The organism is Bradyrhizobium sp. Leo114, from assembly GCF_055229415.2.
In genome coordinates, this window is record NZ_JBUYEN020000022.1 from 17,214 (window position 1) to 37,079 (window position 19,866).

The 19,866-nt window shown below is 62.7% G+C and carries 21 protein-coding genes; 1 reads left to right on the forward strand and 20 read right to left on the reverse strand.

All coding sequences use genetic code 11. The annotated features are described in order from the left end of the window. Nucleotides 1–48 precede the first annotated feature (48 nt). From ACZIRK_RS25270 to ACZIRK_RS25285, 4 genes are all read right to left on the reverse strand, one after another. On the reverse strand, nucleotides 49–1,086 hold the full coding sequence (locus tag ACZIRK_RS25270) for an ABC transporter substrate-binding protein (protein WP_463328278.1): 1,038 nt from the start codon (nucleotides 1,084–1,086) through the stop codon (nucleotides 49–51). Nucleotides 1,087–1,262: 176 nt separating this feature from the next. Further along, nucleotides 1,263–1,670 (reverse strand): RidA family protein, encoded by a 408-nt coding sequence (locus ACZIRK_RS25275; RefSeq protein WP_130224081.1) that lies wholly within the window; start codon nucleotides 1,668–1,670, stop codon nucleotides 1,263–1,265. A gap of 11 nt (nucleotides 1,671–1,681) precedes the next feature. Continuing rightward, nucleotides 1,682–2,188 (reverse strand): flavin reductase family protein, encoded by a 507-nt coding sequence (locus ACZIRK_RS25280; protein ID WP_456642166.1) that lies wholly within the window; start codon nucleotides 2,186–2,188, stop codon nucleotides 1,682–1,684. Continuing rightward, a complete protein-coding gene (locus ACZIRK_RS25285; RefSeq protein WP_463328279.1) occupies nucleotides 2,185–3,639 on the reverse strand; it encodes a 4-hydroxyphenylacetate 3-hydroxylase family protein in 1,455 nt (484 codons plus the stop codon). The genes ACZIRK_RS25280 and ACZIRK_RS25285 overlap by 4 nt, the downstream gene beginning before the upstream one ends. A gap of 91 nt (nucleotides 3,640–3,730) precedes the next feature. Here ACZIRK_RS25285 and ACZIRK_RS25290 point away from each other — a divergent pair, with 91 nt between their 5' ends. Continuing rightward, nucleotides 3,731–4,678: a LysR family transcriptional regulator gene (locus tag ACZIRK_RS25290; protein WP_463328280.1), complete on the forward strand. Its 948-nt coding sequence runs from the start codon at nucleotides 3,731–3,733 to the stop codon at nucleotides 4,676–4,678. Here ACZIRK_RS25290 and ACZIRK_RS25295 read toward each other — a convergent pair. The 16 genes from ACZIRK_RS25295 to ACZIRK_RS25370 form a co-directional block, all read right to left on the reverse strand. Continuing rightward, nucleotides 4,646–5,575: a 2-hydroxyacid dehydrogenase gene (locus ACZIRK_RS25295; RefSeq protein ID WP_463328281.1), complete on the reverse strand. Its 930-nt coding sequence runs from the start codon at nucleotides 5,573–5,575 to the stop codon at nucleotides 4,646–4,648. The genes ACZIRK_RS25290 and ACZIRK_RS25295 overlap by 33 nt on opposite strands. Beyond that, on the reverse strand, nucleotides 5,572–6,027 hold the full coding sequence (locus tag ACZIRK_RS25300) for a type II 3-dehydroquinate dehydratase (RefSeq protein WP_130224074.1): 456 nt from the start codon (nucleotides 6,025–6,027) through the stop codon (nucleotides 5,572–5,574). Before ACZIRK_RS25300 ends, ACZIRK_RS25295 begins: the two co-directional genes overlap by 4 nt. A gap of 632 nt (nucleotides 6,028–6,659) precedes the next feature. After that, a complete protein-coding gene (locus ACZIRK_RS25305; protein ID WP_456642170.1) occupies nucleotides 6,660–7,706 on the reverse strand; it encodes a LacI family DNA-binding transcriptional regulator in 1,047 nt (348 codons plus the stop codon). An 82-nt stretch (nucleotides 7,707–7,788) separates the two neighbouring features. Then, nucleotides 7,789–8,676: an MBL fold metallo-hydrolase gene (locus ACZIRK_RS25310; protein WP_463328282.1), complete on the reverse strand. Its 888-nt coding sequence runs from the start codon at nucleotides 8,674–8,676 to the stop codon at nucleotides 7,789–7,791. Continuing rightward, nucleotides 8,673–9,497 (reverse strand): aspartate/glutamate racemase family protein, encoded by an 825-nt coding sequence (locus tag ACZIRK_RS25315; protein ID WP_463328283.1) that lies wholly within the window; start codon nucleotides 9,495–9,497, stop codon nucleotides 8,673–8,675. The genes ACZIRK_RS25310 and ACZIRK_RS25315 overlap by 4 nt, the downstream gene beginning before the upstream one ends. Further along, complete coding sequence (locus ACZIRK_RS25320) at nucleotides 9,494–9,841, reverse strand: hypothetical protein (protein WP_463328284.1); 348 nt, start codon at nucleotides 9,839–9,841, stop codon at nucleotides 9,494–9,496. The genes ACZIRK_RS25315 and ACZIRK_RS25320 overlap by 4 nt, the downstream gene beginning before the upstream one ends. After that, nucleotides 9,831–10,865: an MmgE/PrpD family protein gene (locus ACZIRK_RS25325; RefSeq protein WP_463328285.1), complete on the reverse strand. Its 1,035-nt coding sequence runs from the start codon at nucleotides 10,863–10,865 to the stop codon at nucleotides 9,831–9,833. Before ACZIRK_RS25325 ends, ACZIRK_RS25320 begins: the two co-directional genes overlap by 11 nt. A 10-nt stretch (nucleotides 10,866–10,875) precedes the next feature. Then, nucleotides 10,876–12,078: an acyl-CoA dehydrogenase family protein gene (locus ACZIRK_RS25330; RefSeq protein ID WP_130224064.1), complete on the reverse strand. Its 1,203-nt coding sequence runs from the start codon at nucleotides 12,076–12,078 to the stop codon at nucleotides 10,876–10,878. Nucleotides 12,079–12,089: 11 nt separating this feature from the next. Beyond that, on the reverse strand, nucleotides 12,090–13,025 hold the full coding sequence (locus ACZIRK_RS25335) for a hydroxymethylglutaryl-CoA lyase (RefSeq protein WP_130224062.1): 936 nt from the start codon (nucleotides 13,023–13,025) through the stop codon (nucleotides 12,090–12,092). Between the two features lie 12 nt (nucleotides 13,026–13,037). Next, a complete protein-coding gene (locus ACZIRK_RS25340) occupies nucleotides 13,038–13,832 on the reverse strand; it encodes an enoyl-CoA hydratase/isomerase family protein (protein ID WP_463328286.1) in 795 nt (264 codons plus the stop codon). Then, complete coding sequence (locus ACZIRK_RS25345; RefSeq protein ID WP_474418535.1) at nucleotides 13,822–15,015, reverse strand: CaiB/BaiF CoA transferase family protein; 1,194 nt, start codon at nucleotides 15,013–15,015, stop codon at nucleotides 13,822–13,824. The genes ACZIRK_RS25340 and ACZIRK_RS25345 overlap by 11 nt, the downstream gene beginning before the upstream one ends. A gap of 47 nt (nucleotides 15,016–15,062) precedes the next feature. Continuing rightward, the gene (locus ACZIRK_RS25350) at nucleotides 15,063–15,872 is read right to left on the reverse strand and encodes an SDR family NAD(P)-dependent oxidoreductase (protein WP_208825907.1); all 810 of its coding nucleotides are present in this window, start codon (nucleotides 15,870–15,872) and stop codon (nucleotides 15,063–15,065) included. After that, nucleotides 15,869–17,257, reverse strand: coding sequence for an MmgE/PrpD family protein (locus ACZIRK_RS25355; RefSeq protein ID WP_463328288.1), 1,389 nt, complete (start codon nucleotides 17,255–17,257; stop codon nucleotides 15,869–15,871). Before ACZIRK_RS25355 ends, ACZIRK_RS25350 begins: the two co-directional genes overlap by 4 nt. Then, nucleotides 17,257–17,952 (reverse strand): ABC transporter ATP-binding protein, encoded by a 696-nt coding sequence (locus tag ACZIRK_RS25360; protein ID WP_463328289.1) that lies wholly within the window; start codon nucleotides 17,950–17,952, stop codon nucleotides 17,257–17,259. The genes ACZIRK_RS25355 and ACZIRK_RS25360 overlap by 1 nt, the downstream gene beginning before the upstream one ends. Next, on the reverse strand, nucleotides 17,949–18,674 hold the full coding sequence (locus ACZIRK_RS25365) for an ABC transporter ATP-binding protein (RefSeq protein WP_463328290.1): 726 nt from the start codon (nucleotides 18,672–18,674) through the stop codon (nucleotides 17,949–17,951). Before ACZIRK_RS25365 ends, ACZIRK_RS25360 begins: the two co-directional genes overlap by 4 nt. 149 nt (nucleotides 18,675–18,823) lie before the next feature. Continuing rightward, nucleotides 18,824–19,864 (reverse strand): branched-chain amino acid ABC transporter permease, encoded by a 1,041-nt coding sequence (locus tag ACZIRK_RS25370; protein WP_463328291.1) that lies wholly within the window; start codon nucleotides 19,862–19,864, stop codon nucleotides 18,824–18,826. Between the last annotated feature and the right edge of the window lie 2 nt (nucleotides 19,865–19,866).

Genomic DNA, 19,866 nt, shown 5'->3' on the forward strand with positions numbered 1-19,866 from the left:
GATGGAGCGCGATCCGGCAGTATCAGCCGGATCGCGACCAGGACCATGTTATGGAGCCATGATGTTCTCGGTGAACCACTTGCGCCAGGTACCGGTCTTTTCGGCGCGCAGCTTGGCGTCGATCACAAGGCTCTGTTTTGCCCACTGATCCGGCGTGGAGAAGACGCCGGTCAAAGAGGCTATCTCCGGCTTGAGCTTGGCATTGTCGACCACCGGGCTGCCCTTTTTCAGTTCGGCGATCTTGGCCTGCACTTCCGGATCGAGGGCGATGTTCATGAACTTGTAGGCCAGCTCCGCCTTGGTCGAACCTTTGGTGATGGCCATGGTGTCGACACCGAGCACCGCGCCTTCCTTCGGGATCACGAGCTTGATCGGCACGCCCTGGTTCTGCATGTAATAGGCATTCATCGACAGCACGACCTGGACTGGCGTCTCACCGGTGGCGAATAGCTGCTGGCTGTTGGCGTCATTGGTGTAGAATGCCTTGTAGTTCGGCTTCAGCGCCTTCATCTTGGCTTCGCCGACTTCCCAATTCGCAGCATCACCGCCCGACAGCTTGGCCGCGACGACCATCACATGACTCGGGTCGAAATCCGGCGACGAGATCATGCCCTTGAGTGCAGGATTCCACAGGCCTTCCCAGCTATCGAAGCTGACGCCCTTGGGTAGCCGGTCAGGCAAATAGCCGATGGTGTAGACATAGGCCCAGGCGCCGATGTGGTACGGACTGATCCTGGCCTGCTCGACCAGATGGCTGGCATTCGGAATCTTCGCCGTGTCGAGCTTCTCGAACAGATTGTCGTTGGCATAGAGCCAGCCGACATGGGCCGTCGTGAAGGTGACGTCGCTCTCGGGCTTGGCCGCGGCGAGCTTGGCCTGATTCAGCCGGTCGATCGTGCCGCCGGTGATGTATTCGACCTTGACCCCGGTCTCGGCAGTAAACTTCTTCGCGATCGCTTCATCGATCAGATCGCGGAAACTTCCACCCCAGGTGCTGACGACCAGCTTCTCCTGGGCGGATGCCTGCGCGCCGATCGCGAGCGTCGACAGCAACATCAATGCAGTAAGCTTCAAGGCGCGCTTCATCTCGGAACCTCACAAGAATTATGACGCCGAGAGAAAAGCAAACACCATGCCAAGCGAACGAATTCGACAATATTTTCAAGTATTTCCAGCGCAAGGAACTCCGTTGACCTTTCATTCGAAAGATCTGATTTCAGAATGATCGTAGCTATACTTCGGCGTCGAAGATCGACACAGTGCTACGTCGGAATTTCCGCAATGATGTCGATTTCCATCAAGTATTCGGGCTTGGCGAGCCCCTGAACGATAATTCCGGTCGAAACCGGATAGACGCCCTTCAACCACTTGCCGACAACCCGGTAGACCGGCTCGCGATAGGCGCGATCGGTGATGTAGATGACGATCTTCACCACGTCCTGCAGACCCGAGCCTGCCTCTTCAAGCAGCACCTTGGCGCAAAACATGGCATTTTCAGTCTGCGCAGCGGCATCGCCGATGCCGACGATCTTGCCGTCGAGATCCATCGCCGTCTGGCCACGCACATAAACGGTGTTGTTGGCACGCACCACCATGCAGACATCGTTGTCGAGGCTCTGCTCGGGATAGGCATCTTTGGTATTGAACTTGCGGAAACGCTGATGGGTCATGAACCAAATCCTCAGGCGGCAGCGAGACGACGGAATGTGCGATCGCAGAAGAGCAAAGGACGCGCAGCTTGTTTGCGGACACTCAGCACCTCGCCGGTGACGATGCGATGCGAGCCGAAATCGAATAGGCTGGCCACGCGGCAATCGAAATTGCACAACGCACCATCGAGCGCTGGCGCTCCGGTGAGCAGTTCTGACCATTCGCCGGCGAGAAAGCGGTTGTCACGCAATTCGGGGATCAGCCCGGCGAAGCTGTTGGCGACACGCTCCTGCGCATCGGACAAAACATTGGCGACGAACACGCCGTTGGCGAGCAGCAGAGCGAGGCCGCGATTGTCGCGGTGAACGCTGAACACCACCGACGGCGGCTCCATCGATAGCGAGCACAACGACGAGACCGTGACGCCGGCCCGGCCGGCCTCACCATCCGTCGTCACCACCGCGACGCCCGACGCGGTCGTCCGCATCGCGGCGCGAAATTCATCGACGGCGACGATGTCGTGCGACGCGCGGCTCACGATTGTCCCCCGTCGATACGGTCCGACAGACCCGCCGACTTCTTCACGAAGTCGAGCGGTCCGGCGAAGTCGAAGCTGTTGTAGACGGCCGCCAGATGATTGAAGTGCGGCGCCTGCGCGAACTGCACGAAGGTCAGGCGATGGCCGGCATAGTCGGAGTTCAGCAGATCGCGCGCGAAAGCGAGCAGCTTGCGGCGATCGTCGGCCTGCCACTGCTCATTGAGTGAATAGAACTTGTTCAGCCATTTACCGCTACCCTCGGCCTCAAACGCATCGGCATTCGGCGTGATGCAGATCTGCCCGCCGCACAGCTCGCGGGCGATGTGCATCATCGCCGGAAGCTGCGAACAGGCAAACACGCGGCCAGCATAGAGCATCGATTGCTGCGGCATCAGAAGACCGCCGGGGCTCTTCTCCGCCATAGCGATCGAGGCGGTGAGATGCGCGTTGATGCCTTCGCGATAGCAAACGAGATCGGCGAGCTTCTCACGCACCGATTGCAGTTTGTCCAGACCGGTCTGCTTGGCATTCCACATCGCCGCGCCGATCATCATGTCAGCCGTGTAGAGCAGCCGCAGCACATAGGGGAATGCCGAATAACGGTGCAGTGTCGAGCGCACGAACTGCGCCGCACGGGTATGACGATAGAAGAATACGTCCTCCCACGGGATCAGAACGTCGTCGAACACAACCAGCGCCTCGACTTCGTCGAAGCGGTTGGAGAGCGGATAATCCTTGGCGCTGCTGCGATTGGCGAAGCCAGAGCGGCAAATATGCTTGACGCCCGGCGCGCCCATCTTGACGATGCAGCCCACCGCGTAGTCGGACAACTTTTCATTCGCCCAGGCGCCGACGGTCGGCTTCAGATAGGCCTGATCGGCATAGGGGGCCGCGGTTTCATATTTCGCGCCGCGAATGATGATGCCCGCATCGGTCTCGCGGGTCACGTGAACCATCAGGTCGGGATCCTGCTGCTGCGGCGGCAGCGAGCGATCGCCCTTCGGGTCGGTATTGGCCGAGACGTGGAAGATGTCCTTCTCGATCACGGCGCGGATATGCCGGTCGATATTGGGGGCGAAGCGCGAATCAATCTCGGCCAGCACGTCGCGCCCGTCGGTGAGCGACCACATCTCGCCGATCGTCTCGTCGCCCACGCGGGTGACGACGCCACCGATATCCTTCATCACATGGTCGACAGCCTTGATCTTGTCGTGCCAGTCCTTCTGTTCCGTCGGCGGCCGGTAGAAGATCGAATACTTCTCATTGCCTTCGACATAGGTCAGATCGCCGCTGTAGCGCTCTTCCCGCGCCATGTCGTACATGCGGGCTTTGATATCGATGATCGGCTTCAGCGCGGGATGAGTGGTCACATCGTTGACGCGCTCGCCATCGACCCAGACCTCGCGACCATCGCGAATGCCCTGTTTGTACTCTTCACCCGTGCGGATCATTAATCGGCTCCTGTTCGACTGGACGACAAGGTGCCGGAGGCCCTATCATAAGAAAAATATTTTTATGTTTGGAGATACATAGGAAAATGCGATGAGGTTCTCGCTCCGGGCGCTGAGTTACGTTGTTGAGACAGCCGACGCGGGCAGCGTGACGGAGGCGGCCAAGCGCCTGAACGTCTCTCAGCCCTCGATCTCCGCTGCACTGAGCCAGATGGAGGCGGAACTCGGTATCCAGATATTCATCCGTCACCTCGCGAAGGGTGTGACGCTCTCACCGGCCGGCCAGCGGCTGGTGAATGACGCGAGGCTGCTGCTCAACCATGCTCGCGATTTTGCCAAAAGTGCCCAATCGCTTGGCAGTACCCTGCATGGCGAGATCGTGGTCGGCAGCTTCCTGACGCTTGCGACGCGCTTCATGCCTGGGCTGCTGGCCGGCTTTCGCACGCGCCAGCCAGGCATCTCGGTGAAACTGGAGGAAGGCGACCAGCAGGAGATCATTGACGGTCTGATCTCTGGGCGGACGGAATTGGCGCTGTCCTATTCCTTTGCCGTCCCCGATGAAATCGTCGGCGAAAAGTTCTGCGAATTGCCGCCTTATATCGTCCTGTCGGCCAGTCATCCTTTGGCGACCCGGTCTTCGATCAGCCTGACCGAAATGTGCGACGAACCGTTCATCCTGCTGGATCTGCCCCATTCCCGCGATTACTTCTCCAGCCTGTTCACGGCATCGGGGATCGAACCGCGCATCTCGTTCCGGACCCGGTCATTCGAATTGATCCGCGGACTGATCGGGCATGGCCAAGGATATTCGATCCATAACGCCGTTCCGCGCACCACTATCGGCTATGATGGCAGCCGCGTCGCGGTGGTGCCAATCACCGAGAAACTGCCGCCGACGCATGTCATGGCGCTCCGCCTGAAGCGTCACGCGCTGCGGCCGGCGGTGCAGACATTTGCCGAGTACGCGCGCGAGGCCTTTGCCGTTGGCGGCCAGTTCGCGCCGGGCTCAATAGCCCCGTCGGGGATCGACACGGCTTAGCAGTTCCTGCCCGGCCCGAAGCCGGCGCACATTCTCGCCGATCTGCCGTGCAGCCGACCGCGGCAGCGCCACCGATGCAAGATGCGGCGTCACCAGAACATTGTCCATTGCCCACAAAGGACTCTCCGGTGACAATGGTTCGGAGGCAAAGACGTCCAGCGTCGCTTCCGCGATATGAGCCGAACGAAGCGCCTCGATCAAAGCCGGCTCATCGACGATGCTGCCGCGCGAGACATTGATGAAGACGGCGCCCGGCTTCATCTGCGCCAGCCGTTCGGCATCGAGAAGGCCGCGGGTCTGCGGCGTCTGGGGCAGCATGCAGACCAGGATGTCGCTATCGCCCAGAATGTCCGGCAATGCGGCCAGGCCGGCAGAGGTCTCGATGCCATCCACCGACTTCAGCGTGTTGGACCAGCCGCGCACCCGATAACCCTGCCGCGCGCATTCCAACGCCGCCGTCAGCCCGAGCTCACCGAGACCAAGCACGCCGACCGTGATGGTCTCAGGATCGCGCGGATGAATGTAGTGCCAACGATGCTCGCGTTGAGCGCGCTCGAAGGCCGCGATATCGCGCGCATGACGCGTCACGGCGAATAGCACATAGCTGGCCATCATCCGCGCCATCTTCGGATCGGACAGGCGGGTGATCGGCACATCCGGCAGATCATCGCGCCCGACCAGCGCATCCACGCCGGCGCCGAGATTGACCACGAGCCCGAGATTTGGGTAGCGGGCGAAAAAGCCATGCGGCGGCTTCCACACCAGCGCCTGCCTGACCTTGAGGGGATCTGCGATGTCGTCTGCCTGGCGCAGATCGATACCCTCTGCGGCAAGCGCATCACGCCACGTCTCGAAGTCATCGAAGGCGCTGTAGAACGCCATGACTTCCGATGTCATTGGGCGGCCTTTTCGGCGATCAGGCGCGACACCGCCGTCAATGCCAATTCATAGCCAAGCGCGCCCAACCCTGCGATCACGCCCGTCGCCGCTCGCGAAACGTAGGAGTGGTGACGAAACGGCTCGCGCTTCCAAATATTGCTCATATGCGCCTCGATGATCGGGCCCTCGAAAGCGAGCAAGGCATCGAGGATCGGGACGGAGGAATAAGTCAGCCCGGCGGCATTGATGACGATGCCTTCCGCCTTCTCCCTCGCCTCCTGGATCCAGTCCACCAAAACGCCCTCGTGATTTGATTGACGGAAATCGACGGTCAAGCCAAGTGATGCCGCGTGATCTTCACAGCGCTTCTTGATGGAGACGAAACTCTCCCGGCCATAGGTTCCGTTCTTATCGAGCCCGTAGAGATTCGCATTGGGACCATTCAGGAAATAAACGGTGGCAGAGGTCATAACCGCGCTTTCTCATCTGTCGCAGGGAAATCGGTATCGCTCAGGGCAAACATGACGCCGGCCCCCGCGCGCGAGCAAAAGCTTAGAGAGCCTTTCCTCGCAGCAGAAATCAAAAGAAACTATGCGCTTCGACGGATTTGAGTATGGCACGAGGGTTGATCTTCTTCGCAGCGACCAGTTGACGGCGAAGCCGTCATCAAGCACCAATATCGCCGCGGAGAAGCACGAGACGACCAATTGACGGCGCTCGCAGCCTTGAGCTGCCAGCTTTGGTTCGCCTTCGGCTACTGCATTGGGGCGTGCTTGACGGAATCCTTGATCCCGCGCCAGATCTTCGCGCACCAATTGCTGACATTCCGAATCAGGACTTTCTTCAAATCCAACTCTCTCTATAGCCTTTGTTGTCACCTGTCAGAAGCAAGAGTTGGGCCACCAGCCCAGCGACTTGATCGCCGCCGATGAAGCTCGGTCGTCCGTACGGCCGGGCTATCGTGTCCCGAATCTGAAGTTCTACGGCCTCCAAATCAACTCGAAGACGGCGAACTGTCCTTATTGTTTGAGGAGGACGAACGCTTCTGCGCTTACAATGTGCCAGCCCAGGCCAAAATGCCTTGAACTTCTGGTTCAGGACACTACGGCGCCCGTCTCGGCGGACCGACCGATGCGCGGGGAATGAATTCGCTTGGCACCAGCACCTGATGGGCCTCCTGCACGTCGCGGTTCCGGATTCGATCGAGAAGCATGCCGGCGGCAATCCGGCCGATTTCTCCTTGATCCCATCCGATGACGGCAATCGGCGGCGTGACGAGCTCCGCGAGTTCGGAATGGCCGGACGCGATGACCGAGACATCCTCGGGAATCCTTAAGCCCCTTCCCCGCACCGCGCGCAGCACGCCCGAGAGCATGTCGATGCCGCCGGAGATCACCGCGGTCGGCGGATTGCGTTGGCCGAGCAGCGCCGAGGTGATACGGAATCCTGCACCGGGCAAGAAACTGCCTGCCTGGATCAGAGACAGATCTGGTTGCAGGCCGCGCGCCGCATAAGCCTCCTGATAACCGCGGATGCGTTCACTTGCCGGATACAGCCCGCGCTCACCTGTAATCAGTGCCACGCGGCGATGGCCCAGATCTAGTAAATGACCGACAGCGGCACGCATGCCGCCTGCGTGATCCGCCATGACCGCGTCGGCCCACGGCTGTTGGGCACGATCGATCAGCACGATGGGGATATCGAGCCCGCGCAGGAATGCTTCAAACTCGCCTTCGATCGGCGTGTAAGGGCCCATCATGACGCCGTCGGCCTGTCGGCTTGACAGGCGGCTGAGCAGTTCGCGCTCGCGCTCCTCCCGGCCTTCCGAGTTGGAGATCACCAAGGAGAACCCCTCGTCGTCGAGCACGTCGTGCGCGGCCTTCACGAAGCCGGCGAGCTGCGGGATATTGATCTCACGCAAGATGCAGCCGATCGTGTGCGTCGAGCGTATCCGCATGCTGCGCGCCACCGCATTCGGCGCATAGCCGAGTTCGTCGATCGCGCGCTGGACCTTTCGGCGGACATCGGGACGAACCGTGGCATTGGCATTCAGGACACGCGAAACAGTGCCCGTCGAAACGCCGGCCGCGGTCGCGACATCGCGGATCGTCAGCTTACTTCCGCGGCCCACCATCTGCCGATTTGTCATCGTGTCCACCTGAGGTCGGAAACCATTTTAGCGCATGCGGCGCTGAAGTGAATTCCGCGGCCTCAACCATCGGACGCACCGATCAGATCTCGAAGGCCCACTGCTCCGCGGCCAAAGTATATTGTCCGCCCTCGCGTCGCATATGGCCAAAGCCGGGAAAATGCAAATGCATTCCGCCGATCAGCATGTCGTCAGTCACCACCATGTCGAAAATCATCTGGCGCGCCTTGGCCGCAGCATCGGGATCGGTGTCGAACTCCATGGTGACGTGCGGAAGCGCCACCTGGATTTCGGGCACATGCACGGTGTCGCCCCACACAACCATCGACCGGCCGCCGGAGGAGACGACGTAAGCGGTGTGGCCGGGCGTATGACCGGGGATCAGAATTGCGGTGACGCCCGGCAGCACCTCGCCATTGCGGAAAGTGCGGACGCGATCGGCAGGCATATAAGGCTTGAGCTGAGTCCGGCCGGCCTCAAAATAGCGGCGGCGGGGACGCTCCGCTGCTTTCGCCATCGCCTCGTCGTTGAACCAGTGATTGATCTCGTTTTCATGCACGATGACCTCAGCGTTGGGGAACAGTCTCGTGCCAGTCGCCGCATCGGTCAGGCCGTTGGAATGGTCGGGATGAACATGGGTGAGCAGCACGCCATCGACGGAGGCCGGCTCGATGCCCGCAGCCGCGAGATTGTCAGGCAGGCGACCGCAGGTCGGTCCCATCAGATCGGCGGAGCCGCAATCGATCAGGTAGGTCCGGCCGTTCACCCGCAACGCGAAAGCATTCACTGAAATGCGCGGCGGCGAGATCCGGTGATCGCGGGCGAGAATGGCCTTGGTCTCCTGCTCCGGAATGTTGCGGAAGATCGAGTACCCCATGTCGACGTAACCGTCACTTAAGCCCGTGACTAGTACGTCTCCCAGTCTGCGGTGGTAGACGCCAGCGACTTGCGTCTCGGGAAACCTGCTCATCGGACACTCTCCTCCCAAAGTCGCGCGATCACGGCAGGATCGTCGCGTCTGTGATGCCAGCTTCGGCCGACGCGAAGCCCGGCCTTCGACCAAAGTCGAACTTCCATGAGCGCGTAAGCCCAGGTGACCGCGAACACGTCAATCACCGGTGCGCCAGCGATCTCGCGCAGGCCATGACGAACGAGAAGCTCGGCAAGCACGCCTTCGGCCGGAATGATCACATCGGCGCCGCGCGCGACCAGGCGTTCGGCTGCGGCAGCAAAATTGCCGATCACAGGCGCAGGGTCGGCATAGGCGGCGGCCAGCGCCGGCTCATCAAGCGGCGGATCAAGAGCGACGACATCGAGCACACGTGCGGCAAGCCCATGCTTGTCGACCGCAACCTTCGTCATCCATTGCACGGCCGGCGCATTTGACACCAGCGCCACGTAGCGTCCGAGCGAGCAACCGACGAGAAGGCCGCTCTCCGTGAGCGAGGCGACAGGAATGTCGACGGCGGAACGGATCTCACGCAAGAACGGCTCGCTGAAGGAACCGATCACGAAGGCCGCATAGCCCTCCCGCTCCGCCTTGATCGCATTATCGATCACTTGGCCGAGAATGCGGTGATAGGCATAGGCATTGCCGAGCACCGCCGTGGCCGACGCTCCACGATAGCTCCCCGAGGGAAGGCCATGCACGACAAGCTCGGCATCGTCACCGAGGATGTCGGCCGCGTGCGCCTCCAGCGCGCGCTTGTAAACCGCCAAATGGTCGAGTTCGTTGACCGACTGGTGCCAGATGCGAGGCTTCGAGCCTCCGCCGTATCCTGCTCTTGTCATGCGTCGGTCCGATCGCTTGTCAGGCGCAGCGAGCGCAACGAGCCGATCTCTTCCAGGCGCCAGAGCTGCTCGAACAAGTCGCTCGCGTGGGCGCGGCTGAACACGCGCGTCGTACAATCCAGGAACTTTTCCCTCAGCTCCTCGCGCGTGAGCGGCATCTGCCAACTGCCCTTGGCATGCACGACCGGCGTGTGTTCCAACACCTCGCCTGAAGTGAGCACAACGCTCACCTGGTCCGACGGCGCAAAAGGCTGGTCGCCGGGCATAATCTCATCGGTCGTCGTGCAGCGCACCTTTGCGAAGGTGGCACCGACATCCGGCCGTGTAACGAATTCATCGGTCAACTCGGCAAGACCGACCCGGCGCGATGAGTGCGGCGGCCATCGCGAATTCCATGCTGAACTTTGCTTCGAGCCCCGTCTGCGGGTTGCTGTTGCGCAACATCAGTTTTTGCGTGACGCCGGTATGAACCCGAATCTCGCTGACTTCGGATGGGTTCAGCTTGTGCAGGTCGACCAGGCCGAGCATCGCGTCGATCGAGCGATGCGTGGCATAGCAGGTCGGATAGCGCTTCACATTGATTCCGAGCTCGGCCAGCCGCCAGCACCTGCCGATGTCGAGCGTGCCGTCCTCGATCCTTGGGGTACCGGACGGAGAATGGGCGCGCAGGAACCCGGTTCGGTGTTCCAGCACATCCAGCGAAGCGGTGAATCCCTGGTCCGCCAGCCGTGCAGCGAGCACGCCCGATTGCGCGGTGCGGCCAGCGTGCAGCGATTTCGTCATCGTGCCGAAATTGGCGACAAGACCTGAGGCCAGCGAGGCGGCGATGGCCACGGCGTGCGCCGTTTTCTCGGGACCGAGCCCGCGCAGGCGGGCGCATGCTGCTGCGGTTGCGAGCGCGCCCATCACCGCTGTCGGATGGAAGCCACGCTCGTGCAGGTGTCCTGGTTCGAGATCTGCGAGCTGCGCCCATAGCTCATAGCCCGCGACATAGGCGGCGACCGCATCGGCACCACTCGAATCAAGCGACCAGCCTTCGGCAAGTATGGCTGGAACGAGCACCGCGCTCGGATGACCAGCAAGCGCCACGTCGTCATAGTCGAGCACATGCGCCGCGACGCCGTTGACGAGCGCGGCATCTGACGCCGCGAGGTTGCGGCCCGAGGGAAGTTCAGGCGCCCCGTCGTTCTGTGTGGACGGTGCGAGCATGGCCGAGACGATGCGCACCGGTTGCTCGGCTGCGCCTGCGATCATAACGCCGACACAATCGATGATGCCGGTACGCGCGGCCTCCTTGCACCGATCGGGCAAGTCTGCCGGCCTCAGCCCCGCGACGAAACTTGCTGTCTCGCGTGTGATATCAAGCATGGTCGCCTCCTCAATAGGATCGGGGAAGACCGAGCACGTGCTGCGCCACATAGGCGAGCACCATGTTGGTCGAGATCGGGGCCGTCTGGTAAAGTCTGACCTCGCGCCACTTGCGCTCGACGTCGTATTCCTGCGCAAAGGCGAAGCCGCCATGGGTCTGGAACGTCGTATCGGCCGCCTTCCACGTCGCTTCGGAGGCAAGCAGCTTGGCGATATTGGCATCGGCACCGCAGGGGCGGCCGGCCTGGAAGAGCGCCGCGGCGCGGCGGCACATCATATCGGCCGCCTCAAGCTCGGCGTAGGCCCGCGCCAGCGGAAACTGAACACCCTGGTTCTGTCCGATCGGGCGGCCGAACACGCTGCGCTGATTGGCGTAGGCGACGCCCTTGTTGAGCAGCCAGCGCCCATCGCCGACGCATTCAGAAGCGACCAGGATGCGCTCGGCGTTCATGCCGTCGAGGATGTAGCGAAAGCCCTCTCCCTCCTCGCCGATCAAATTCTCCACCGGGACTCGCAGGTTCTCGATAAAGACTTCGGTGGTGTTGTGGTTGATCATCGCCTTGATCGGGCGGATCTCGACGCCATTGCCCTTGGCCTCACGCAAATCAACGAGGAACACCGAAAGTCCCTCGGTACGACGCTTCGCCTGATCGAGCGGCGTGGTGCGTGCAAGCAGCAGCATGAGGTCGGAATAGAGCGCGCGCGAGGTCCAGATCTTCTGGCCATTGATGACGTAGACGTCGCCCTGGCGCTCCGCCCGTGTCTTGAGCTGGGTGGTGTCGGAGCCGGTGTTGGGCTCGGTCACGCCAAAGGCCTGCAGCCGCAACTTTCCGGCGGCAATATTCGGAAGATAGCTGCGCTTTTGCTTCTCGCTGCCGTGACGCAACAGCGTGCCCATGATGTACATCTGCGCATGCGCTGGGCTCGCCGTGCAGCCATTGGCATTGATCTCTTCGAGGATCACAGCAGCCGCGCGCAGCGGCAGGCCCGAGCCGCCGTATTCCTCCGGAATGAGGGCGCCGAGAAAGCCGGCCTCGGTCAGAGCGGCGACGAATTCGGCCGGATAGCCGCTGCGCTCATCGAGCGCGCGCCAGTATTCGCCGGGGAATCTTTCGCAGATTTTTCGAACCGTGCTGCGCAGCTCCGGAAAATCCTCGCCCACGACAACGGTGACTTCGGCCTCAGGCTGATGGGAAGTGTCGTGATAGTTCATGCAGTATCCTTTCAGCCGGCAACCCTGGCAGGCGTGCGATAGGTCTTCGGCAATCCAGCGCGAGCGATGGCGCCAGAGAACCGCTCGCCCGGCAGCCAGCTTTCGACTTCCCCGCGCAATGCAATCAGCGCTTCGACATCGGCGCCGGTATCGAAGCCGAGTTGCTCCAGTAGGAACACGGTGTCTTCGGTATCGATGTTGCCGGTCGCTCCGGGTGCGAAGGGACAGCCGCCAAGTCCCGCGAGCGACGCATCGAAGGCACGAACGCCGGCTTCGAGCGCGGCGGTGACGTTGGCGAGGCCGAGGCCCCGGGTATCGTGGAAATGACAGGCAACCGGAACGCGGCCGATAGCGGCGATCACCGCCTTCATCAACCGGCGGACCTGGCCCGGATCACCGTAGCCGACGGTGTCGGCGACGATGATCTCATCGGCTCCCGTTTCGGCAAGCCGCACCGCGATCTCGACGACCCGCGCCTCCGACACCGATCCGGAAATGGTGCAACCGAAGGCCGTGGCAATCCCGGCGCCGAGCGCAATCCGCGCGCCGGCGTGTTGATCACGCGCTGCGACGATGCGCGCGAAATCTTGCAGCGACTCTTCGGTGCTGCGACGGACATTGGCGAGGTTGTGCTCCTCGCTCGCCGACAGCACATAGTTGACCTGCGCCAGATCCAGCGCCAATGCGCGCTCCGCACCGCGCAGGTTCGGCACCAGCACCGAAGGGCGGCAGCCGGTGATCGCGGTCGCGCCGCGCGCCACCTCCTCCGCATCGGCAAACTGAGGGATCACCTTTGGCGGCACGAAGGACGTCACCTCGATGTCGTTGATGCCCGCCTCGACCATACCTCGACACCAGGCAAGCTTGCGCGCACTTGGCAGGATCGCCTTCACGAGCTGCAATCCATCCCTCGGCCCAACCTCGCGAACATGAGCTCTCTCACGCATCCCGCGCCTCCATTACTTGCCCTGAAAGTTCGGCTTGCGACGCTCGTTGAATGCGAGGACGCCTTCGCGACGGTCCGACGTCGGAACCAGCCGGTTGTAGGCCTCGATTTCGAAAGCAAGACCGTCCGCAAGCGACATCTGCAGGCCGCGGTGGATCGCCTGCTTGGCCTGGCGCACCGATATCGGACCATTGCCGGCGATCCGCTCGGCGATGGCCAGCGTTGCCGTCAGCAATTCGTCGGGCGGCAGCACGCGATTGACCAGTCCCCAGCGCTCCGCCTCCTCGGCCGAGAACGGCAGGCCGGAGAGGATGACTTCCTTGGCGCGGCGTTCGCCGATGGCACGCGGCAGGTTCTGCGTCCCGCCCGCCCCGGGCATGATGCCGAGCGTCACCTCCGTCAGCGCAAAGCGTGCGTTGGTGGCGGCGTAGACGAAATCGGCCGCCGCCGCGATCTCGCAACCCCCGCCATATGCGGCGCCGTTCACCGCTGCAATGACCGGAATCGGGCAAGCCAGGATCGCGCGCAGCATGCGCTCGAACACGAGATGCTGGGCCTGCCATGCATCATCCGTCATGCCGTTACGCTGCTTGAGATCACCGCCGGCGCAAAACGCCTTCGCGCCGCTGCCGGTCAGAACCGCAACGCGGAGTCCTTCGAGATCGACGGTCAGCCCTTCGAACAGCTCCATCAGATCGAGGCCCATCTGGGTGTTCATGGCATTGGCGGCGTCGGGCCGGTTCAAGGTAACCAGCAGGATGTGATTGTCCCGCCGTTCCAACGTGATGGTTTCGAAATCACTTCGCATTGGCGGTCTCCCTGCTGGCGGATGTCCGAAGGATAGCGTTGTGCTGACCGAGTGTCGGAGCCGGCGTGCGCGCCCGAGGGCGGGCCCCGTTGAACGCGAGGGGAATGCCGACCAGGTCGATGTCGTCGTCATCGCAACGCACCGTCATGTCGAGCGCGCGGGTCTGCGGATGCTTGGCGACTTCATCAATGCCAAGCAGCGGCGCATTGGGCACCCCGGCCTCATCAAGCAGCTTGCCGAGCGCCTCACCCGAATATCGCTGAACCGCGGCTCCAATCTGCGGCAACAGCCGCTCGCGGTTGACGACGCGCGCTGCATTGGTGGCGAAGGCCGGATCGGACGCAAGCGCATCGAGCCGCAATGCGCCGCACAGTTTGCGGAACAGATTGTCATTGCCGGCGGCAATCATCAGCCAGCCATCGGATGCCTCGAAAGCCTGATAGGGCACGATCTCCGCCGTGCCCGAGCCGTAGGGCTTGCGCACTTCGCCGGATGCCGCGTAACCGGCGAGCGGCACGGTCATCCAGGCAAGGCCGGTCTCGTACAGCGACGTCGAGACGATCCGTCCTTCGGCGCCGCTCTTGCGCGCAACCAGCGAGGCGAGCAAGCCGATCACGGCCCACATGCCCGAGCCCATGTCGATCAGGGAAACGCCGACCCGCACCGGTGGCCGACCGCCCTCGCCCGTGACACTCATGATCCCCGTGCTGGCCTGCGCGAGCGGATCGTAACCCGGCTTGCTCGCGAGCGGCCCCTTGCTGCCGAACGCCCCAATGTCACACCAGATCAGCGCAGGCTTCTCGGCACGCAACGCCTCGGCCGTGAGCCCGAACTTGCTGAGAATGCCGGGCCGCAGATTCTGGATCACGGCGTCGGCTTGCGACAGAATGAGTGACTTCAACTCGCGGCATTCACGCGCATCGCTGAAGTCGATCGTGACGTCCTCCTTGCCGCGGTTGAGGCAATGGAAGGCGCTGGCGATCTCGTTCCAGAACGGAGGCCCCCAGCCGCGCGCATAGTCGCCGCTCTTCGGGTTCTCGACTTTGATCACGCGCGCGCCGAGATCGGCCAGGATCAGCCCGGCGTAAGGCGCGGCCACGCTGTGACCGAGCTCCACGACGGTGATGCCTTTCAGCGGCTTGTCGATCTCGGCCATTACGTTCTCCTCGATGGGATGCAGCATCCCCGTTTCGCCATCATCATTCCGTCCAAGCTTTCCGCCCCCACGCCTCAGGACTTGTCCATCGCGTTGTCCGCCACGAGCACCGCGCCGTTGACGAAGCTCGCCCGGTCCGACAGCGCGAACACGATCAGATTGGCGAGCTCTTGTGGCGTGCCCCAGCGCGTGTTGCGCATCGAATTGTTCTCCGACCAGCGCCGCCGTTCGGCCTCCCCTTCCTCGGCGCTGAGATTGCGCTTGGCGAGCTCGCGCTCCCATTTCGCGAACCGTTCCGGCGTGTTGACGAACCCCGGAACCACGCAGTTGATGCGGATATTGTGCGGCCCGAATTCATTGGCCAGAATCTTGGAGAACCTGATCTCAGCCGACTTGGCCGGCCCGGTACAGGACGACAGGAAAGGCGGCATCGTCACCATGATGCCGGTCTCGCCCGAGACGTTGACGATGCTGCCGCCTTTCTGCTGGATCATGACGGGAATGATGCGCTGGCAGATGCGAAACTGGGCGAAGAAGTTGATCGCCATGCCGTACTGCAATTCCTCGTCGGTCACTTCGAGGAAGGGCTTGTAGGTGCCGGTGCCGGCATTGTTGACGAGGATATCGATGCGACCGAGACGGTCGCGGGCGACCATCGGCAGTTGCTCGATCTGCTTCAAATCAGTCACGTCGAGCGACAAGGTCTCGACCTTCGCGCCCGTGGTCTTCTCAATGTCGGCGCGCGCCTCGGCGAGCGCGTCCTCGCGCCGTGCGCAGATGAGCACCTTGACGCCCTCTTCGGCCAGCAGCCGGCACGTCTCGAGTCCGATACCCTTGCTGCCGCCGGTGACGATGGCTGTCTTGCCTTCCAATCCGAGTTTCATCTGTTTTCTCCCTGAAACGAGGTGACACGATCGAGCAGCGCGCGGATCGGCATCGCTCCGCCATTGCGCGCAGAGGCGAAGACCTCCGCGGCCAGCCGGCTTGCGGCGCCGGATGGGAATCCCAATCGCGCCATCCGGGCTTCGAATACTTCGGTGGCGCGCGCCTCGTCCTGGAAGACCAATGTCCTGGGCGCTTCGCGCGCGGTGCGACGGTAGCGGCCACCGTGATCCATCTCGACTTCGACGGTTGCATCAAGATGCGTTCCGACATCGTCAGGCAGCACCGTCGTCTTCTCGACCAGTGCCAGGATCTCCGGATCCCGCTGGTGTTCGGCGCCCATCTCGTAGTCGAGCCGGCCGTAGCGGAGCATGGCGGCGACCGCGAAGGCGGTGCTGGCCTGCGTCTGGACGATGCTCGTGAATGGTCCCTTGAACGATGTTCCGGGATACTCGGTGTAGGGACGCCAGATCGTCACCGTGATCCGCCTGGTGCGCGCAAGGTCGATGCCGTCGCCGTTGAGCAGGCTGGCTGCAATCACAGCGGACATGTTATCGCCGAGCGTGGCGAACGGTTTGGCCATGACGCCGATCATCGTCGCGGGATCGGGATTTTTCAGCCAGGTCTCGGGCGTGCGGTCGAGGCCACCAAGTGAGCGCAGAAAACCCTTCGGCCCTTCCAGCGCATCGGGTGCACCCTGCACGCCGCGCGCGGCGAGCTCAGCGGCGATGAACCCGCCGTGAGCGGCGCGCCCATTCTGCACACGCCATTCGTCGGATCCGCAGCGCACCGGCTCAAGCGTACCTCCTGTCGTGGAAGCCGCAATCGCGACCGCGCACGTAGCCTTCAGCGAATCGAGACCAAGCGCCGCGGCACCGGCCCCGGCCGCGGCTATAGTGCCGAATGTTGGACTTGTGCGCACGCCTCGCACGATCAGACCGCGCGCAACGCTCTCGCCGGCGCCGAGCCATTTCAGCGTGGCATATCCGGCCGTGAGCGCATTGAGGACGACCCGCAACGGCGCGTCGCGCGCCTCGCCCAAGCACACGACGACCGGCGAGATCAACGATCCGGGATGGGTCCATGAATCGTGATCGGTATCGTCCTGGAACTGCGCATGGACGGCAATGCCATTGGCAAGCACCGCTTCGGACAGTGGTACGTGTTTGCCGCTGGCCCAGATCCGCGCACTTCGCGAGCTAGGTGCGACATCCGTCGTCATCGCCCGCGCCGCCGTGGCCGTTGGTTCGTCCCGTGACGCCAAAGCAAGTCCAAGTGAATCGAGCAGGCAGATCGCCGCCTTCACCGCGATCTCGGCCGCGAGTTCTGCTTCAGCCGCCGACGCGACAAAGGCGCCAAGACGCGTTGTTGCATTGATTTGAGCCATTACAGATACTCCTCGGCCAACGCGACATCGCGTATTTCGGCCACCGAGCCACTTCGCCTGATCTCGCCGCCGCGCATCACATAGCCGCGGGTGGCAAGCTTGAGCGCCGGCCGGGCCATTTGCTCGGTCATGAGGATCGTGGTGCCACGCGCCTGCATGTGGCGGATCGCCTCGCTGATCCGCGCGATCCACACCGGCGCAAGCCCGAGGAAAGGCTCATCCAGCAGCAGCAGCTTGGGAAACGAACTCATGGCCCGGGCCAGAGCCACGATCTGCTGCTGGCCGCCAGACAACTGTCCCGCCGGCTGGCCCGCACGCTCCTGCAGCATCGGAAAGAGGCCGCGAAGCCAGTCCCAGGCCTCGCGTTGTGCGGCCCGGCCTCGCCCGCAGGCGCCGCTCAGAACGTTGTCGGCGACCGACATGGTCGGAAATACCCGGCGGCCTTCCGGCGAATAACCCATGCCGGCCCGCGCCCTGCCGTCGCATGCGAGCGCGCTGATGTCCCGGCCTGCGAAACGCACCGTGCCGCGCGCAGCGCCAGCAAGACCGATAACGGCATTGATCAGGCTTGATTTGCCAGCCCCGTTGGCACCGACCAACAGAACGGTCTCGCCCTCGGTAACTTCAATCGAGACGCCTCGCAGAGCCGTGATGCCGCCATAGCGGACTTCGAGATTTTGCACCGCGAGCATCATGCCTCTGCCTCGTCCATCGTCCCGAGATAGGCGTCGATGACGTCCTTGCGCGACAGCACGTCTGCTGGCGTGCCTTCGGCGAGCACGCGGCCGGAATCCAGCACCAGGATCTTCGGGCAGAGCCTGCGCACGAGCTCCATGTCGTGCTCGACGATCAGAACGCCGCATCCCAATTCCGTCACGGCGTGGCGAACGAAGGCGTCGATACGCAGGCGCTCGCGCCGTTCAAGGCCGGCGGCCGGTTCATCCAGCAGCAGCACTTTCGGCCGCACCGCGCAGGCAAGCACGAGGCCGAGCATCTTCTGCAAACCGTAAGGCAGCTTGTCGCTTTGTTCGTCGAGGTGCGCGACAAGCTCGAATTCATCGATCAGCGGCGTGATGGCCTGCCACGCGTCCTCTCCGCCATTGCTGAAACGCACCGCGCACGAGATATTCTCGCGCACCGTGGCCGCGCGGAACGTATTGGTCTGCTGAAAGCTGCGCACGATCCCCGCGCGGCTCACGGCATGGAGCGGCTTTCCCGTCATGTCGCGGCCGCCGAGCAGGACGCGGCCACTGGTTGGCGGAAGCATGCCGCAGATCACGTTGATCAAGGTGGTCTTGCCGGCACCGTTGGGGCCGATCACGCCGAGCACCTCGCCGGGCGAGATCGAGAAGCTCACGTCGTTGAAGACGTGCAGTCCGCCGAAACGCTTGCAGATGCCGGTGACCTCGAGACGCATCGATGAGTTCGCGACGCCAACGACAGATTCGCGTCGGTCGAGCCGCGGTCCCATGACACCAAGGACATCGCCCGGGGGCATTACAAACGCTTCGCCGAAACTGCTCTCGGTTCGTGCCGCTTCTCTGGGAAGCGGCTCTCTGCTCCTCGTCATGGCTGCGACTCCGTGGCGGCCGGGGCCCCCAGGGCGCCGGAGCCAGGGTTGATGGTGGATCGGCGGAGAACGCGCGAACTTAAGAACAGGAGAAACCGAGACACGGTGCCAACGATGCCCTCTCGCGCCGCCAGCACCACGACCACGATGAGGAATCCGAACAGGAGCTGGGAAAATTCACCGCGCAGCGCAAAGATTTCTCCTGCCCAGATCAGCAAGGCCCCGCCGACGAGCGGCCCGAGCATGGTGCTCTTCCCACCGATGATCGTGTAGGCGATGTAGTTCACCGATGAGAGTGGACTGAACGAGGTCGGATGCGCGGTGAGCAGCATGTTGACCAACGCAAAGCCAGCGAGCCCGGAGACACCGCCCGCGATCGCAAAGCCGAATGCCTTGTAGTGCCAGACCACGAGCCCGAGAGATTGCGCCAGCAACTCGTTCTCTTCGATCGCCGCAAAATGCTGACGCAAGCGGCGAGTGACTGCGGCCGTGATCAGCGCACCGGCGATCGCCAGGCCGGTCGTGACCAATAGCACCGCACGATTATCGCCGAGCTCGATCCCGAAGAAGGTCACGGCGGGCATGCCGACCAGACCGTTGGCGCCTCCAGTCCAGCCCGGCATCTCGAACAGCACGAGCTGTGTGATCTCGGTGAGGACGAAGGTGACCAGCACGAAGTAGACGCCGGTGAGACGGAGCACCAACGCGCCCAGCGGCAATGCAAACAGCGCCGGCACCGCGAAACTGGCTGTGCCGAGCAGCAGAACATCCGTCACGCCATGGCGGAGACCGAGGATTGCCGCGGTATAGCCTCCGATCGCCATGAACGTGGGCACTGCAAAGGTCATCAGGTTCATGCGCAGCATGATGTAGACGCTCAACGCAGCGGTGACCCCAATCAGGATCTGATTGGCCAGCGAGTAGACTGCGGGGTTCTGGCTGACCCAGGGGATGACGAAGGCAGCGGCGATGACGACAACGCTTGCCGTCTCGGCGATGGAGCCCCTGTGCGCGGCGCCAAGATCAATGCTTGCCATGG

Bases quoted from the DNA above. Each gene is read 5' to 3' on its own strand.
- ACZIRK_RS25270 (WP_463328278.1), bottom strand. From the start codon at position 1,086: ATGAAGCGCGCCTTGAAGCTTACTGCATTGATGTTGCTGTCGACGCTC.
- ACZIRK_RS25275 (WP_130224081.1), bottom strand. From the start codon at position 1,670: ATGACCCATCAGCGTTTCCGCAAGTTCAATACCAAAGATGCCTATCCC.
- ACZIRK_RS25285 (WP_463328279.1), bottom strand. From the start codon at position 3,639: ATGATCCGCACGGGTGAAGAGTACAAACAGGGCATTCGCGATGGTCGC.
- ACZIRK_RS25290 (WP_463328280.1), top strand. From the start codon at position 3,731: ATGAGGTTCTCGCTCCGGGCGCTGAGTTACGTTGTTGAGACAGCCGAC.
- ACZIRK_RS25295 (WP_463328281.1), bottom strand. From the start codon at position 5,575: ATGACATCGGAAGTCATGGCGTTCTACAGCGCCTTCGATGACTTCGAG.
- ACZIRK_RS25300 (WP_130224074.1), bottom strand. From the start codon at position 6,027: ATGACCTCTGCCACCGTTTATTTCCTGAATGGTCCCAATGCGAATCTC.
- ACZIRK_RS25305 (WP_456642170.1), bottom strand. From the start codon at position 7,706: ATGACAAATCGGCAGATGGTGGGCCGCGGAAGTAAGCTGACGATCCGC.
- ACZIRK_RS25310 (WP_463328282.1), bottom strand. From the start codon at position 8,676: ATGAGCAGGTTTCCCGAGACGCAAGTCGCTGGCGTCTACCACCGCAGA.
- ACZIRK_RS25315 (WP_463328283.1), bottom strand. From the start codon at position 9,497: ATGACAAGAGCAGGATACGGCGGAGGCTCGAAGCCTCGCATCTGGCAC.
- ACZIRK_RS25325 (WP_463328285.1), bottom strand. From the start codon at position 10,865: ATGCTTGATATCACACGCGAGACAGCAAGTTTCGTCGCGGGGCTGAGG.
- ACZIRK_RS25330 (WP_130224064.1), bottom strand. From the start codon at position 12,078: ATGAACTATCACGACACTTCCCATCAGCCTGAGGCCGAAGTCACCGTT.
- ACZIRK_RS25335 (WP_130224062.1), bottom strand. From the start codon at position 13,025: ATGCGTGAGAGAGCTCATGTTCGCGAGGTTGGGCCGAGGGATGGATTG.
- ACZIRK_RS25340 (WP_463328286.1), bottom strand. From the start codon at position 13,832: ATGCGAAGTGATTTCGAAACCATCACGTTGGAACGGCGGGACAATCAC.
- ACZIRK_RS25345 (WP_474418535.1), bottom strand. From the start codon at position 15,015: ATGCTGCATCCCATCGAGGAGAACGTAATGGCCGAGATCGACAAGCCG.
- ACZIRK_RS25350 (WP_208825907.1), bottom strand. From the start codon at position 15,872: ATGAAACTCGGATTGGAAGGCAAGACAGCCATCGTCACCGGCGGCAGC.
- ACZIRK_RS25355 (WP_463328288.1), bottom strand. From the start codon at position 17,257: ATGGCTCAAATCAATGCAACAACGCGTCTTGGCGCCTTTGTCGCGTCG.
- ACZIRK_RS25360 (WP_463328289.1), bottom strand. From the start codon at position 17,952: ATGATGCTCGCGGTGCAAAATCTCGAAGTCCGCTATGGCGGCATCACG.
- ACZIRK_RS25365 (WP_463328290.1), bottom strand. From the start codon at position 18,674: ATGCGTCTCGAGGTCACCGGCATCTGCAAGCGTTTCGGCGGACTGCAC.
- ACZIRK_RS25370 (WP_463328291.1), bottom strand. From the start codon at position 19,864: ATGGCAAGCATTGATCTTGGCGCCGCGCACAGGGGCTCCATCGCCGAG.